This is a genomic window from Geodermatophilus sp. CPCC 205506, from assembly GCF_051383635.1.
In the GTDB taxonomy this organism is placed as follows: domain Bacteria; phylum Actinomycetota; class Actinomycetes; order Mycobacteriales; family Geodermatophilaceae; genus Geodermatophilus.
In genome coordinates this window covers 14,914-29,123 of the sequence record NZ_JALPKP010000002.1, presented here as the reverse complement: position 1 = coordinate 29,123, position 14,210 = coordinate 14,914, and the positions used below count along the sequence as shown (strand labels likewise).

Below are 14,210 nucleotides of genomic sequence, written 5' to 3'. Positions count from 1 at the left end.
CAGCGGTGCCGCTGATACACCGCGGCGGTGACGGGCGGGTGACGCGGCGGTGATGACCCGGAGGGAGGGTCGGCGGCACCGAGCCGCCCCGGCAGGGGGCGCGGGACACGAGACGAGGGATCGGCCATGACCGGACCGAACGCCGCCGACGACCCGGTGCAGAACCCGCTCACCCTCGTCATGACCCTGCGGTCACCCGAGGAGCGCCGGACGCTGCAGGGGAAGCTCGAGGCGCTGCAGTCACTGCCCCGCGAGCAGAACCCCATCATCGCCGCCCTGGACAAGATCGCCACGGTGCACTTCGCCCGGTTCGTGTTCCTCGACGAGCAGAAGCTCGCCGTGATCACCACGTACGACGGCGACTTCGACGCCTACGTCAACGAGTTCGTCGACCACATCGGTGACGTCTTCAACGACCTCCTGCAGCACATGGACAGCGCCCCGCCGCTTCCCGTGCAGCGCCACCGCCAGGAGTTCCTCGACTACGTGCGTCGCAACGACCTGCGGTGCCTGCCGCCGTTCTACAGCGCCTACCCGGACCGGACGGTGCTGGACATCCTCGCCGCCGACAGCGGCAGCTGACCCGGCCGCGGGCAGGTCCCGGTGCTCGACCTCGCCGACGTCCAGGGCCTCGTGGTCCGCGGGTACACCATGCCCCGCGCCCGGCACCTGGTGCTGCGGGTGGACTCCGCCCCCGCCGCACGGGAGCTGCTCGGCTCCCTCGTCGACGGGGGCTCCCGCCGTCCCCAGGTCACGACCGGCACGCCCTGGACGGAGAAGCCGGACTGCTGTCTCAACCTCTCGGTGACCCACGGCGGCCTGCGCGCCCTCGGCGTCCCCGAGGAGTCGCTGGCGAGCTTCCCCGAGGAGTTCGCCGCGGGCGCCGTGGCCCGTGCGGAACGGGTGGGGGACGTCGGGCCCAGCGCTCCCGAGCACTGGCTCCCCGTGTTCCGGGACGCCGGGTTCCACCTGCTGGTCTCGCTGTTCGGGCAGTCCGACGCGGCCGTGGAGCGGGCCACGGACGACGTCCTGGCCGGCACCGCCCCGGGCGTGACGGAGCTGTGCCGGCTGGACGCCGCGGTGCTGGGCGACCGGGTGGACCACTTCGGCTACGTCGACGGGATCTCCCAGCCGACCGTCGGCGACGCCCCTCCGCCGGGGCCGCCCGACCGGCTGCCCGAGGCGCCGGCCGGGGCGTTCCTGCTCGGCCACCCGAGCCAGTTCCGCGACTTCACCTACCCGGTGCCGGAGCCGCCGGCGCTGGGCCGCGACGGCAGCTTCGCCGCGTTCCGGATGCTGGCCCAGGACGTCGACGCCTTCCGGGACCTGCTCGCCGAGCAGTCCCGCCGCACCGGCACGTCCCCCGAGCTGGTCGCCGCGCGGCTCTGCGGGCGCTGGCGCAACGGAACGCCGCTGGTGCTCTCCCCGGACACCGGCTCCCCCGAGCCGCCGGTGTCCGCGGAGCGGCTGAACGACTTCGGCTACGCCGGCGACCCCCGCGGCGAGCGCTGCCCGATCGGGTCGCACATCCGGCGCATGTACCCGCGCGACTCCCGCGTGGCGGGCAACGGCGGGCACCAGCACCGGATCGTGCGGCGCGGGCTCACCTACGGCCCGCCCGCCGACCCCGCGCACCCGCGGGACGGGCAGGACCGCGGGCTGCTCGGTCTGTTCATCGGGGTCAGCCTCCGGGACCAGTTCGAGTTCCTGATGCGCGAGTGGGCCAACGACGGGCGCTTCGCGCCGGGCCTCGGACGGTCGCAGGACCCCCTCCTGGGCGCCGGCGGCACGCTGCCCCTCGCCGTTCCCGGCGGGCGGTCCGCGCTCACCGACCTGCCCCGCCTGGTCACCACCCGGGGCGGCGCCTATCTCTTCCTCCCGAGCCGCACCGCGATCGGGCACCTCGCCGGCCTGTGACGGTCAGTTGAGGGCCGCGTCGTGCAGGCCCGCGGTCTCCAGCGCCGTCCGGAGCCGGGCCAGGGCCCGTGCCCGCGTCGGCCCGATGCTGCCGACCGGGATGCCGAGCCCCGCGCTGATCTGCGCGTAGCTGGCCGGCGGCGACGCGGCCAGCAGGACCAGCAGCTGCCGGTGCCGCGGCGGCAGCGTCGCCACGGCCCGGCGGACCAGGACCTGCTGGTCCCGGCGCACCGCGCTCGCCTCGGGAGCGGCCTCGTCCGAGCCGGTGCCCGAGCACCGGTCGCAGGTGTCCGTGGGCTCCTCCCGGCCGGCCTCGCGCACGATCGCCAGGGACACCCGCCGGGCCGTCGTCCGCAGCCAGCCGGCCAGCCGCTCCGGCTCGCGGATCGCCGCCAGGTGCTCGACCAGCAGCAGCCAGGTGGTCTGGACCGCGTCGGCGGTCTGGGCCTCGCTCAGCCGGTGACCGCGGGCCACCGACCGCACCAGGCCGCCGTACTCGGCGACGATGGCGTCCCATGCCGCGCGGTCGCCTCCGGTGGCGCGCCGGACCAGTGCGGGAACGTCTGCGGGCTCCATGTCCCCTCCCCCTTCTCCCGGCGGCGGGACCGCCGCCGGGAGGAGGGTCGGAGGGGGGCGTTAGCGGGACGTCAGCGAGGCGGCGCCCCGGGGCGCGCACCCAGCTCGGCGAGCCGCTTCTCCAGCGCGACGGTCCGCGGCTGCGGGGGGACGCCGAGCTCGGCCAGGGCCCGGAGGCACCGCCGGGACCACTGCCGGGCGGCGACGAGGTCCCCGGCGTCCAGGAGCGCGGCCACGACCAGCTGGTACGCGCGCTCGGACCACCGGTCCACCCGCAGCGCCCGCTCCCCCAGCCCGCGGGCCGCCCGGCGGTCGCCGCGGGCGAGGAGGAGCTCCCCGGCGCGGACCGCGGCCGCCACGCAGCGGCCGCGCACCCGCTCCCGTTCCCACTCCAGCCACTCGCCGCCGGGGACGTCGGGGAGGTGGTCGGTGCACCACAGGTCGACCGCCCGCAGGTAGGCCGGGAGGGCCGCCGAGGGCACCCCCTGCCGCTCCAGGCGCGCGGCCTCGTCGAGGCACCGGTCGAAGGTGCGCACGTCGACCTCCAGCGCGCCGTCGACCACCAGGTGCAGCACCGGTCCGGCGCTGCGGACGAAGTAGGGCGGGTCCAGCTCGCCGCGGTCGGGCTCGAGGAGGCTGTGCAGGTAGGCCAGCGTCACCCGCAGGTTGCGCCCCGCGGCCGGCTCGTCCAGGTCCGGCCACAGCTCGGCGGTGACGGCGGACCGGGTCGGCCGGTCGTGGACGAGCAGGTACGCCAGCAGCTGCCGGACGCGCTCCCGGCGCAGCTCGGGAGCGGCCACGACCTCGCCGTCCCGGCGCAGCTCCATCGGCCCGAGGACCCGCAGCTGCAGCCGGGCGGCCGGGGCGGCCGGCAGCTCGCGGAGCAGGCGGCGGGCGGCGGCGGCGACCGGTCCCGGGAGCCCACCGGCACGGGCGCGCAGGGTCGGCCGCACCCGCGGGCCGAGGTCCTCCAGGAGCGCGCGGCCCTCGTCCCGGCCGGTCGCGACCAGGCCGAGGGCGAGCTCCGCCGTCCAGGGCGCCGGCAGCACCGCGCGCGCGATCCGCCGGGCCTCCGGCGGCAGGTCACCGGCCTCGGCGACCGAACCCCGGTCCCGGAGCGCGACGAGCGCCCCGGCGAGCGCGGAGACGGCGGTGAAGCTGCCGGCCGGCGGATCGGCGTCCCACGTCTGCCGGACCTCCGGCAGGAGCACGTACAGCAGCGGCAGCGCCGCGGGCGAGACCTGGAGGACCGCCTGGGTGCGCGCCAGGCCGAGGTGGAGCACCGCGCGCAGGGTCGCGGCCGCCCGGTCCTCCTCGCCCCGCCCCACCTGGCAGAACGCCTCGGCGAGGGCGCCGGCCACCGGCCCCCAGGCCACCGAGGAGGCGGCCACGGACGGCCGGGACCGCTCCAGCAGCCCCTCGGCCTCGTCGTCCCGGCCGAGGACCTCGAGCAGGACGACGGCGCAGGTCACGACCTCCGGGGAGGTGAGCACCTTGGCCGGGTGGATGCCGCCGAGCAGGTCCGGCAGCAGCCGCGAAGCCTCGTCGAGCCGTCCGCGCAGCCGCAGCGACTCGACCACCTGGCAGCAGAAGAGCACCGCGAGGTTCGGGACGGCGGAGCCCATGGCCCGGCGGGCGACCGCCTCGGCCGCCTCGGGCTCGCCCAGCTTGAGCAGGAGCAGGTGCGCGCGCAGCCACTCCTGCACCGGGCTCAACGGCGCTCCCGAGACCAGACCGGGGGCGGCCAGCTCGGCGCGCACCTCGGCGGCGCTGCGGGCGAGCAGCGCGCGGAAGAGCGCGATCCACCCCTCCGCCCGCTCGTGACCGTGCGCGGCCAGCTCGGTCAGCCGCTCGATGAACAGCTTCATCTGGCGCCGGTCCGACCGCCGGAACGCCACCTCCACGAGCGCGTTCAGGCAGGCGAAGCCCACCTCGGCGGCGTGCGGCGCGGCCGCGAAGGCCCGCTCCAGGAGCTGCTCCGCGGCGTCGGGGTTGGTCGGCTCGGCCACCATCGCCGCCAGGAGGAGACCCTCCGGGCTGTCCTGCACCTCCGCGGGCAGCCGGCCCCGCCACGCCTCGAGGACGTCCGGTGGCACCAGCGGCGTCCCGACCTCGCACACCTCGACGACGACGGCCCGGACGTCGTCCCAGGCCCCCGCGTCGGTCAGCAGGTCCATGGCGTCGTGGTAGCGCCGCCGCCGGGCCAGCACCCGGCCGGCGCTCCGCCGCGCCGAGGCGACCTCCGCCGGAGTGAGCCGGTCGCCCACGATGGCGCCCCAGAGCGAGTGCAGCGACCACCAGCCCGAACGCCCGCGGACCACCAGCGGCAGGCCGTCGAGCAGGTCGCCCAGCCGGACGTGCTCGCCGAGCAGCGTCGCGGCGATCTCGTCGTCGGCGCCGCCCACGGCCACCAGCAGGGCGAGCGCGCGCAGGCGGTCGGCGGGCAGCCGGCCGAGCAGTTCCTCCCACACGTAGCCGGTGACCGCGGCCGGGCCCGCGGTCGCCGTCAGCTCGGCCAGGGCCGGCCAGCCGCCCACCTCGCGCAGCAGCTCCGGGGACACCTGCCGGGTCCCGGCGAACGCGGCCACCTCCTCGTCCCCGAACTGCAGGTCCGCCTCTCCCAGCACGACCGCGTTCCCGTTGGCCTGCAGGCGGGCGGTGGGCAGCGCCGCCAGCGGCGGGCGGGACGCGACGACCAGGTGGCCGTTGCGCGGGAGCTCCTCGACCAGGGCGGCGAGGAAGGCGCCCCCGGGTGAGCCGGGGTCGACCAGGTGGGCGTCGTCGAGGACCAGCGCGACGTGCCGGGGTGCGGTGCCCCACATGGCCTCGGCGACGGTGACCGCGGCCGCGCGCGGGTCGTCGGGTGCCGGCGCGGAGACGCCGAGCGCGGCGAGGGCACCCGACGCGAGGAAGGAGAGCGCGGCGTCGTCGCGCTGACAGGTCAGCCAGGCGTCGCGGCCCAGCGGGGAGAGCGCGTTCTCCCGCACGGCCTGGGCCAGCAGCGTCGTCTTGCCGAACCCGGCCGCCGCGACGACGGCCGTGAGGGGCCGCTCGAAGCGGGTGTGCAGGGGGGCCAGGAGCCGGGGCCGCAGGATCAGGCCACGACCGGTCAGGGGCGGTGCGTACCGGAGCGCCCGGCTCATGAGCAGACCGTAACGGCTCTCCGACCCTGGGAACGCGTCCCGTCAGCCACGGTCGCGGGGGACACGCGCCGGCTCCGGGTCGCCCGCCCGGTTCTCGAGCCGGGTGAGCAGGCCGGTCATGTGCGGGGTGGGTGCGATGCCCAGGGTGTCGGCGAGCATCTCGCGGAACGACTCGTAGGCCCGCCGGGCCTCGGCCACGTTGCCCTCGGCCAGGTGCACCCGCACGACGACCCGGTGCGCGCTCTCCCGCAGCGGCTCCTCGTGGACCGCGGCGTACGCCGCCTGGACGGCCTCCCCGAACCGGCCCGCGGCGACGAGCTTGTCGGCCAGGGCCTCCAGCGCGTGCATCCGCAGCTGGCGCAGCCGTTCCCGCTCGAGCAGCACCCACTCCTCGTACCAGCCGGGGAGCAGCTCCCCCTGGAGCGCGGTCTCCAGCCCGGAGACGTCGGTCCCGCCGACGTCGGGGTCGAGGACGCGCGCCGCCCAGGTGTCCAACTCCCGGACGTCGACCCGCACGCCCTGCGCGAGCGACAGCGAGCCGCCCGACACCTCGACCATCCCCGGGGCCACCCGCTTCAGACGCCACAGCGCGGAGCGGAGGCTGCCGTGCGCGTGGTCCTCGGGCACGTCCGGCCAGAGCTGACCGGCGATCGCGTTCCGATCGGGACACCGCGACAGGCTCAGGCGGGCGACCAGCCGCTGGACCGCTCGCGGCAGGTCACGGACCGGGGCCTCGGCGTCGCCCCCGAGCCGGAGCGCGAAGCCGTCCAGGAGGGTCACCCGGGTGGGTGGAGCGAGGGTCACGGCGCATTCCCCCTCGGCCCGTCAGCGTGGTGGAGAGGACGTCAGATACCGCCGGGTCTGGATCGTTGGCCTGTCACTCGTCGCTGTCAATCGAGTCCGGCGCGTCGCCGAGGAACCCCTCCAGCCAGGCACGCACCGCATCGACGACGTCACCGGGCGACGAGGCCAGGGCCACGGTGGTCTCCTGCGCCCCGCGTTGACCGGGAGAGGTGTCCATGGTCGTCAGCCGACCGCGGAAGGACTGGGCGCCGTCCTCGAGCCAGACGCGGACGAGCAGTGCGGCACTGCGGTCGCCGTCCAAGGTCACCGCCCATCGGGGTCGTCCGTGCGGCCCGCCCCAGCAGACGACCCGTTGCCCACGAGCTGTCATGATCGCGGGGTCCCATCCTCGCTCGTGACGCTGCGTGAGGCACTCCCCCGACGGGGGGACGTCCGTCGGGGTGACGACGTCCCCCTCCGCTGCACTCCCCCGCCGGGCCGGCCGCGCCGGCCTGGCCGCCGTGCTGCCGGGACCCGACGTCCCGGCGCGCGGCGGGACCCGCTCCGGCCTGCGGTGCGTACCCGTCACGGGAGGTCCCCTCGCGGCGACTGGTGGGGCGGCGCCGGGGCGCCGCCGGTCCGATCGCGACAGCCTGGCAGTCACCCGTCACGGGATCGTCACGGCGGCGGGGGCACGTTCCCGTCTCCACCGGCCCGGGCGGCCGTGCTACCGCCGGGACCGGTCGGGCGCGCTGCCGGTGGCCGCAGCGGTACGGGAGACGCGGCACCAGACGTGCTTGCGGCCCTCCCGCACCGTCCACCCGTGGCCGGCGCACAACCGGGCCACCAGGTGCAGGCCGAGGCCGCCGGCGGCCGCGTCGCGCCCGATCGCCGGGGTCGGGAGCCGGTCGACGGCCGCGTCGGACACCTCCAGCAGCCAGCCGGTGCCGACGGCGGTGACCGCCACCCGCACCGGCGGTCTGCCGTGCCGCAGGCCGTTGCTGACCAGCTCCTCGAACACCAGCAGGAGCAGGTCGACGGCGTCGTCCTCCCCGGCGGGCAGCGAGCCGTCCCGGAGCGCCCCGCGCAGCTGCCGGCGCAACGCGGAGACCTCCTCGGCGGTGGCCGGCTCCCCGGACCACCGCGCCGTCACGTCGGCGCCCACCTCCGGTGTCGGCCGGTGGGCCCACTGAGCCTCGTCCATCTGCCTCGTTCCGGGTCGCGCCGCTGTTTGGACACGCCGAACCGCCCGGCGGCTCGTCCCCGACCTGAGAGCGGGCGGGCCTGTTCTGATACGGCTCGGTCCGCAGGATCTACCCGGGCAGCGGTCTCCCATGCGGCCGCCCGGCGAGGAAACGCGTGCGACCGCCCCGACTGACGTAGGGTCCGGTGCGGCCAGCCGGAGTGCCGCCCACCGAGACGCGGGAGTTGTGGTGAGTGGATCCGCGGTCTCCCCCCTCGGCCCCGAGACGTTCGCGGCGGTGCTGGATGCGCTGCCCGACCCGGTCGCGGTCTTCGACCGCGACTGGACGATCGGCTACGTCAACCCCGCCGGTGCGCGGCTGCTCGGCCGGCCGGTCGCCGAGTTGGTCGGCCGCGACATCTGGGTCGCGGTGCCCGAGCTCAGCGGCACGATCTTCCACAGCTTCCTGCTGCACGCCCGCAGCACGGGCACGCCGGTGACCTGGACGGGGTACCTGCCGCCGGCCGGCTGCTGGCTGCAGGCCACCGCGTCGGTCGTCGGCGACCTGCTGCACGTGTCCACGCGGCCGGTCGACGAGCCCGCTGCGCAGCCGGCCGGCGCCGGTGCGCGCGCAGTCGCCGACGAGGACGGCGAGCAGGACCGGCTGCGCTTCCTGGCCGAGGTCTCGGAGTCCATGATCGCCACCCTCGACACCGGGGAGACGGCCATCCGGCTGGCCGAGCTGGCGGTGCGGCGCCTCTGCGACTGGGCGTTCGTCGCGCTGGCCGACGACGACGGCGGCCCCGGCGAGGAGGCGTGGGCGCACCGCGATCCGGCCCGCCGGGCCGATCTGGAGACCTACCTGACCGGGCGGCTGCGCGACACCGGGGGCGACGGCGCGATGATCGAGGCCCTGCTCACCGGGGAGCCGGTGCAGATGACCACGCTCGACGACGAGCTGGTCGCGCCGTCCCTGCCCACCGACGAGGTGCGCGCGGCCTGGCGGCGGCTGGACACGGCCTCGTGCACGGTCGTCCCGCTGCGCGCCCGCGGGGAGACCTTCGGCGTGCTGGCGATGCTCAACGTCGGCGACCGGTCGCCGCACACCGAGCTGCAGATCGCCACCGCGGTCGAGGTGGCCCGCCGTGGCGCGCTCGCGCTCGACAACGCCCGCCTCTACGGCCGGCAGCTGAAGGTGGCCGAGACCCTCCAGCACAGCCTGCTCACCGCCCCGCCGCAGCCGGACCACCTGGAGATCGTCGTCCGCTACCGGCCGGCCGCCAGCTACCAGCAGGTCGGCGGCGACTGGTACGACGCGTTCCACCAGCCGGACGGGGCGACCCTGCTGGTGATCGGCGACGTCGTCGGGCACAACATCGACGCCGCCGCGGCGATGGGCCAGATCCGCAGCATCCTGCGCGGCATCGCCTACGACCGGCCGGAGAGCCCGGCCCAGGTGCTCACCCGGGTCGACGCCGCTCTCACCGGCCTGCACGTCGACACCCTCGCCACCGCCCTGGTGGCGCGGATCGAGCAGCCGGCCGAGCAGGCCGCCACCGGACACCGCACGCTGCGCTGGTCGTCGGCCGGGCACCTCCCTCCGGCGCTGCTGCGCCCGGACGGGACGGTGCAGCTGCTGGACAGCCGGCCCGAGCGCCTGCTCGGCGCCGGTTCCCCCGCGCCGCGCAGCAACCAGGAGGCCGTCCTCCACCCCGGCGACACGGTGCTCTTCTACACCGACGGCCTGGTGGAGCACGGCCACACCGGCATCGACGACGGCCTCACCCGGCTCGCCGGTGAGCTCGCGCTGCTGGCCGACAGCCCGCTGGACAAGGTCTGCGACCAGCTGCTCGACCGCATCGCGGTCGGCCGGGCCGACGACGACATCGCCCTGCTCGCCGTCCGCGCCCACCCCGAGGACACCGGGCCCGCCGGAACGTCCGCGGCGCAGCCGGTCAGGTGACGGTGAACTGCCCGTTCATGCTCGGGTGCGGGTCGCAGATGTAGCGGTACTCGCCCGGCTCGAACGTCACCACCCAGGTGGTCTCGATCCGCTCCGTGGGGCTGGTCCGCTCGTCGACGGCCCCGTCCCCGCCGCTGAGGTGGAAGTTGTGGATGCCGGTGGGGTCGCTGACCTCGATGTTGTACTCGCCGGCGGGCAGCTCGGTCACCGGGTTGCCGTCCTCGTCGACCAGGGCGATCTCGAAGGCGTCCGGGGACTCCTCGGTCCCGACGGTCGCCCGCAGCGTCGGCGCCCCGGCGACCGGACTCGGCGCGGCGTCCTCCTCCTCGGCGGGGCCGCCACAGGCGGCGATCAGGAGGAGCACCGCGAGGGTGCCTGCCGGGAAACGTCTCATTCTCTGCTCCCGCGTCACGGGTGGGTCCGGTCGGTCCCCACGGGGTCATGGTGCTCCTCGTCGCGGCTCCGCGGGCCCCCGACTTGCGCGGATCACCGTGCGTGTTCGTCCGGGACGGGACGTCACCCGATCTCCGGTCGCCCGCCGACTCCGCGTTGGTCGTCGCCCTCGTGGTCGTCCCGGGCCCGCTCCTCCCGCCTCGACCGGATCCGTGCGGCGCTGACCCCGGCCCGGCTCGCGGTCGGACGACGACCGCCGGCTGGCGGCGGCGGTCATGGCGGAGCCGAGCGTCTCCGCGGTGCAGCTGGCGCCGGGCGGGCGCACCCGCATCGGCGCCGGCGACTCCTCCGGTGCGCTGCACGTCCAGGCCACGGACTTCGCGGCGTTCGTCCGGGCGCTGCCGCGGCTGGCACGGCATCCGGCTGTACGAGGTGGCGCCGGCCGACGAGTCGCTCGAGAGCGTCTTCGCCTACCTGGTGGCGCGGTGAACGCGACCGTCGCCCGGCTGACCGCCCGGAGCCTGCTCGGCCGCCGGCGAGCGCTGCTGCTCCCGCTGCTGCCCGCGGTGCTCCTCGTGCTCGCGGCGCTCGCGCGGGCGCTCGCCGGGCCCGACGAGGAGCTGGTCGTCGGCCTGCCCGGCGGGTTCGCGCTCGGCACGCTGGTCCCGCTGCTCGGGCTCATCGCCGGGACCGGAGCGATCGGGCCGGAGATCGACGACGGCTCGATCGTGTACGTGCTCACCAAGCCGCTGAACCGGCACGTGATCGGCCGGCTACCTGGCGGTCGGGTACGCCGCCGGAGCGGCCGTGGCCGGCGTCGCCTACTGCGCGCTGTTCGTGCTGCTGGCGGTCGTGACCCGGAACGCCGTCGTGGTCGGGCTGTTGTACGCGCTGGTCTGGGAGTCCCTGGTGGGCCAGTTCGTCCCCGGTGCTCAGGCGCTGAGCATCCAGCAGTGGGCGCTGGCGATCACCGAACGGGTCATCGGCGCCCCGGCCGCGCAGCTGGGTGTGACGTCCGCGGTCGGCCTCGCCGCGGTGCCGCTGCTCGTCGTCGTCACGGTGGGCGCCACCTGGTACGCGGGGTGGCGGCTGCGCACGATCCCGCCTCACCAGCGAGGTGTGACGTCCCGGCTCAGATCTGGGCGGCGAAGGCCTCGTAGGAGTCGGCGTTGTCCAGGGCGTCGCCCACCGAGAGCGTCGTCCGGCTCCCCGCCGGCGGGTAGAAGTACTGCTCGTCGTCGGTGCCGTGCGCATCGTGGGACACCTCGTGGAGCAGGATCTCCCCGAACCGCCGCGCCGACTCGTTCTTGATGACGTTCATGCACATGTGGATGTCGGTCCAGACGCCGTAGACGTAGGCGTTGGCGGTGTCGCAGTCGTCCTCGCACTCGATCGTGAAGTCGTCGGCGTCGAGGTAGGCCTTGATCCGCGCGAACCCGGCGCGCGCCCGCATGGCGGTCCACAGCGAGTCGCTGGCGAAGCAGTCCCGCAGGAGATGCGCCGTCCTCGGGTCCTGGGTGCCGCCCGGGTGGGCGGCGGTGTAGGCGGTGAGGGCGTCGACGGCCCGCCGCGCCATGGAGGTCGCCTCGCTCACCCCGTTGCGGCGTTGGTCGACGCTGTACCCCTCGCAGTCCTCGGTGTAGTAGCGCTGGACCACGCCGGGGACCACCGACGGCGCCGTGCGCTGCTCCGGCTCCCCCTCGCAGGGGCCGCCCGACGAGCAGCTGCCGCAGCACGCCCGTTGCACGCGCAGCCGGGCCACGGCCTGGTTGCCGAGCTGCCGCTGCAGCACGGGGGCCGCCACCGGGCTGCGCAGCGGCACGTCCCTCCGGGCGGCGGCCCGGCGAGGGCCCGCCCGCTGTCGCTCGACGACGTGCACCGTACGGGACACGGCGCGACGGTAGCCCCGCCGCGCGGCCCCGGTCACCCCTCCGGAGTGCGCCGTCCCGACCGCATGGGGAGTTCCCGGAAGCGCGATCCGGGCCGGGCGGACACGGTGGGTCCTCTGCGCCGGCCCGGCCGCTCCCGGCCGTTCCGGTGCCCGAGGTGGAGGAGATCGACGGTGGCGGAGACCGTAACCACGCCCGGTGACCTGGCGGAGCGCAGCCGGGACCGGCTGACCGTGCTGCGGCACGAGCTACAGCTCGGGGAGACCCGGCTGCGCGAGCTGGAACGCGAGCAGACGCAGCTGCAGCAGACGCTGCTGCGCATCAGCGGCGCGGTGCAGGTGCTGCAGGAACTGCTCGACCCCGCCGGTGAGGACGCGGCTCCGGCCGGCTGACCGGCGCGCGGCTGTACTGCAGCGTCACGTCACTGCAGGGCCACGAGGACCGGGATCGTGCCGCGGCCGCCCGGCAGCGGGGCCAGGGCCTTGCCCAGGACCGTCCCGGGCGCGCGGCTCCGGTCGGTCACCTTCTGCGCGTGGCCACTGGTCGGGCTGGTGGTGAGCAGGTCGCCGACCTCCACCGGGGCGATGTCGGCGTCCACCTTGCAGTGGTTCCAGCAGCCCAGCGTCACCATGCGGCCCATCCGCCGGTCGGCGACCGTTGCGTCGGTGGCGTCCTGCTCCCCGGCGTACCGGGCCAGGGGGTGGCCGGGGGCGGACGCCTCGCCGTCGTCGTCGGCGGGGTCGGTCCCGGGCAGGCCGCCGGCGGGCACCGCGTCGGCGACGATGCCGCAGACCCGGCCGTCGTGGGCCTCGTCGGTGAGGTCCACCTCGGGGATCGGGATGGCTCCGGACGTGCCGTAGGACGCCACCGGGGGGCTGCGGCGCAGCACCACGACGTCGCCCCGCTCCAGCGGTCCGCCCACGGCGTTGACGAAGTAGTCCACCACGTAGCCGCCCTTGCTCCCGGCGAAGAAGGCGTTGCCCTTGTCGTCGACGCTGAAGACCCGGACGAAGCGGTGCGCCAGCCCTCCCTCGCCCAGGATGAACCGCTCCCGGCCGTAGCCGACGAGGAACTGGAAGGGCCGGTCCCGGTTCGGGATCAGGAAGCGGTTCGCCATCACGACCTTGAGGTTGCTCGGGGAGAAGTCGGCCTCGTTGTCCCACGTCCGGCCGCTGATCGTGACGGTCCCGCCGCTCGAGTTGGTCACGAACAGGGCGCCGCGGACCGACAGGTCGTCCTGCACCGAGACCCGCCCGGTCGCGGTGCCGATGGTGAGGGCGCCGGCGGACGTGACGCTGAGCAGGACCGGACCGGTGTCGTCGGCGCCACCGTGCAGGCGCAGCACCGGGGTCTCGCCGACCGCTCCGACCGTCAGGTGGAAGCCGGCCGCGTCGTCGCCGGGACCGCCGGCCAGCGTCACACCGTCCGAGGCGCGCAGCCGGCCACCGACCGACAGGGAGCCGGACACGGCGGCGCCACCGGCCACGTCCAGCGACCGGCTCGGGGTGGGGGTGCCGATGCCGACGTGCCCCGACGAGGAGACCGCCAGCGCCGGGGGGTCCCCGGCCGGGTCGCCGACGCGGAGGTCGAGGCCACCGCCGGGTCGTCCGCGCAGCTCCGCGCGGGCGACCTCGCCCACCTCCAGCGCCAGCCCGTCCGCCGACGGGCGCACCGCGCTGCCACGCACGCGGACCACGGCTGCCGCCGCCTCGACGCTCCCCCGCTCACCGGCGTCGGCACCTCCGGCGACGATCCGGCCGGTGCCGTCCAGGGTCACCGTGCCGAGCGCGACCGCCTCCGGTCCGGGCGCTCCGCCGGCGGTCGGCTCCAGCCGGAGCCAGGGGGTGTGCCGGGTCAGGAACGCCCCGGTCTGGTCGCGCAGGTCCTGGTCGAACGTCTCCCGCCAGCGCACCGTCACCCGGCAGGCCCCCGACCGGCCCGCGGTCGGCAGCTCCACCCCCGAGCCGTCGACCGGGACGAGGACGCTGCCCAGGGTGGGGTCGTCGGCCACCTCCGCCGCGCCGCCGGGCGCGAGCACCACGTGCCGGCCGGAGCCGTCCACGGCGACCCCGGTCGTCACGCGGACGACGGACTCCCCGGGGACCGCGCGGACGGCCAGCCCCACGGCGACCCCGTGCCCGTGCAGCGCGCCGGCGTGCGCCTGCTCCAGCGGGCGCAGGTAGGACTCGAGGTCGATGCCGCTCTCCTCGTGGCTCGTGGAGCCGGGCCGCGGGACACCGGGGGTCGTTCCGACGCCGTACTCGGTGTGACTGATCGGACGAGGTTCCACGGTTGCCTCCGACGTCGCGATCCGGGTCCGGCACCCCGGATGCTCGGGCGCCGACCGGGTACGTCGCTTCCGG

The 14,210-nt window shown here is 76.1% G+C and carries 13 protein-coding genes; 4 read left to right on the top strand and 9 right to left on the bottom strand.

Going from position 1 to position 14,210, the window contains the following annotated elements; all coding sequences use genetic code 11:
- Nucleotides 1-126 precede the first annotated feature (126 nt).
- Nucleotides 127-582: a hypothetical protein gene (locus tag MY520_RS01565; RefSeq protein WP_436689392.1), complete on the top strand. Its 456-nt coding sequence runs from the start codon at nt 127-129 to the stop codon at nt 580-582.
- Nucleotides 583-603: 21 nt separating this feature from the next.
- The gene (locus MY520_RS01560) at nt 604-1,917 is read left to right on the top strand and encodes a Dyp-type peroxidase (protein ID WP_436689390.1); all 1,314 of its coding nucleotides are present in this window, start codon (nt 604-606) and stop codon (nt 1,915-1,917) included.
- Nucleotides 1,918-1,920: 3 nt separating this feature from the next.
- Here the strand turns inward: MY520_RS01560 and MY520_RS01555 are convergent, their stop codons facing one another.
- The 5 genes from MY520_RS01555 to MY520_RS01535 all read right to left on the bottom strand — a co-directional run bounded on the left by MY520_RS01555 (nt 1,921) and on the right by MY520_RS01535 (nt 7,623).
- Complete coding sequence (locus MY520_RS01555; RefSeq protein WP_436689388.1) at nt 1,921-2,493, bottom strand: RNA polymerase sigma factor; 573 nt, start codon at nt 2,491-2,493, stop codon at nt 1,921-1,923.
- A 71-nt stretch (nt 2,494-2,564) separates the two neighbouring features.
- Nucleotides 2,565-5,636, bottom strand: coding sequence for a BTAD domain-containing putative transcriptional regulator (locus MY520_RS01550; protein ID WP_436689386.1), 3,072 nt, complete (start codon nt 5,634-5,636; stop codon nt 2,565-2,567).
- Nucleotides 5,637-5,678: 42 nt separating this feature from the next.
- Nucleotides 5,679-6,440, bottom strand: a complete 762-nt coding sequence (locus tag MY520_RS01545) for an AfsR/SARP family transcriptional regulator (protein ID WP_436689384.1) — start codon at nt 6,438-6,440, stop codon at nt 5,679-5,681.
- Nucleotides 6,441-6,513: 73 nt separating this feature from the next.
- The gene (locus tag MY520_RS01540; protein ID WP_436689383.1) at nt 6,514-6,747 is read right to left on the bottom strand and encodes a hypothetical protein; all 234 of its coding nucleotides are present in this window, start codon (nt 6,745-6,747) and stop codon (nt 6,514-6,516) included.
- A gap of 399 nt (nt 6,748-7,146) precedes the next feature.
- Nucleotides 7,147-7,623 carry an ATP-binding protein gene (locus MY520_RS01535; RefSeq protein ID WP_436689381.1) on the bottom strand — a complete coding sequence of 159 codons (477 nt, stop codon included), beginning with the start codon at nt 7,621-7,623 and terminating at the stop codon, nt 7,147-7,149.
- A gap of 229 nt (nt 7,624-7,852) precedes the next feature.
- Here MY520_RS01535 and MY520_RS01530 point away from each other — a divergent pair, with 229 nt between their 5' ends.
- The gene (locus tag MY520_RS01530) at nt 7,853-9,565 is read left to right on the top strand and encodes a SpoIIE family protein phosphatase (protein WP_436689379.1); all 1,713 of its coding nucleotides are present in this window, start codon (nt 7,853-7,855) and stop codon (nt 9,563-9,565) included.
- Here the strand turns inward: MY520_RS01530 and MY520_RS01525 are convergent.
- From MY520_RS01525 to MY520_RS01515, 3 genes are all read right to left on the bottom strand, one after another.
- Nucleotides 9,558-9,959 carry a hypothetical protein gene (locus MY520_RS01525; RefSeq protein WP_436689377.1) on the bottom strand — a complete coding sequence of 134 codons (402 nt, stop codon included), beginning with the start codon at nt 9,957-9,959 and terminating at the stop codon, nt 9,558-9,560. The genes MY520_RS01530 and MY520_RS01525 overlap by 8 nt on opposite strands.
- 931 nt (nt 9,960-10,890) lie before the next feature.
- Complete coding sequence (locus tag MY520_RS01520; protein WP_436689375.1) at nt 10,891-11,055, bottom strand: hypothetical protein; 165 nt, start codon at nt 11,053-11,055, stop codon at nt 10,891-10,893.
- Between the two features lie 35 nt (nt 11,056-11,090).
- Nucleotides 11,091-11,849 (bottom strand): M35 family metallo-endopeptidase, encoded by a 759-nt coding sequence (locus tag MY520_RS01515; RefSeq protein WP_436689373.1) that lies wholly within the window; start codon nt 11,847-11,849, stop codon nt 11,091-11,093.
- Between the two features lie 171 nt (nt 11,850-12,020).
- Between MY520_RS01515 and MY520_RS01510 the strand changes: the two genes are divergently transcribed.
- A complete protein-coding gene (locus tag MY520_RS01510; protein ID WP_436689371.1) occupies nt 12,021-12,239 on the top strand; it encodes a hypothetical protein in 219 nt (72 codons plus the stop codon).
- A 29-nt stretch (nt 12,240-12,268) separates the two neighbouring features.
- On the opposite strand, the gene MY520_RS01505 is transcribed toward MY520_RS01510, so the two are convergent.
- The gene (locus MY520_RS01505; RefSeq protein ID WP_436689369.1) at nt 12,269-14,137 is read right to left on the bottom strand and encodes a hypothetical protein; all 1,869 of its coding nucleotides are present in this window, start codon (nt 14,135-14,137) and stop codon (nt 12,269-12,271) included.
- Nucleotides 14,138-14,210 lie beyond the last annotated feature (73 nt).

Bases quoted from the DNA above. Each gene is read 5' to 3' on its own strand.
- MY520_RS01565 (WP_436689392.1), top strand. From the start codon at position 127: ATGACCGGACCGAACGCCGCCGACGACCCGGTGCAGAACCCGCTCACC.
- MY520_RS01555 (WP_436689388.1), bottom strand. From the start codon at position 2,493: ATGGAGCCCGCAGACGTTCCCGCACTGGTCCGGCGCGCCACCGGAGGC.
- MY520_RS01550 (WP_436689386.1), bottom strand. From the start codon at position 5,636: ATGAGCCGGGCGCTCCGGTACGCACCGCCCCTGACCGGTCGTGGCCTG.
- MY520_RS01535 (WP_436689381.1), bottom strand. From the start codon at position 7,623: ATGGACGAGGCTCAGTGGGCCCACCGGCCGACACCGGAGGTGGGCGCC.
- MY520_RS01525 (WP_436689377.1), bottom strand. From the start codon at position 9,959: ATGAGACGTTTCCCGGCAGGCACCCTCGCGGTGCTCCTCCTGATCGCC.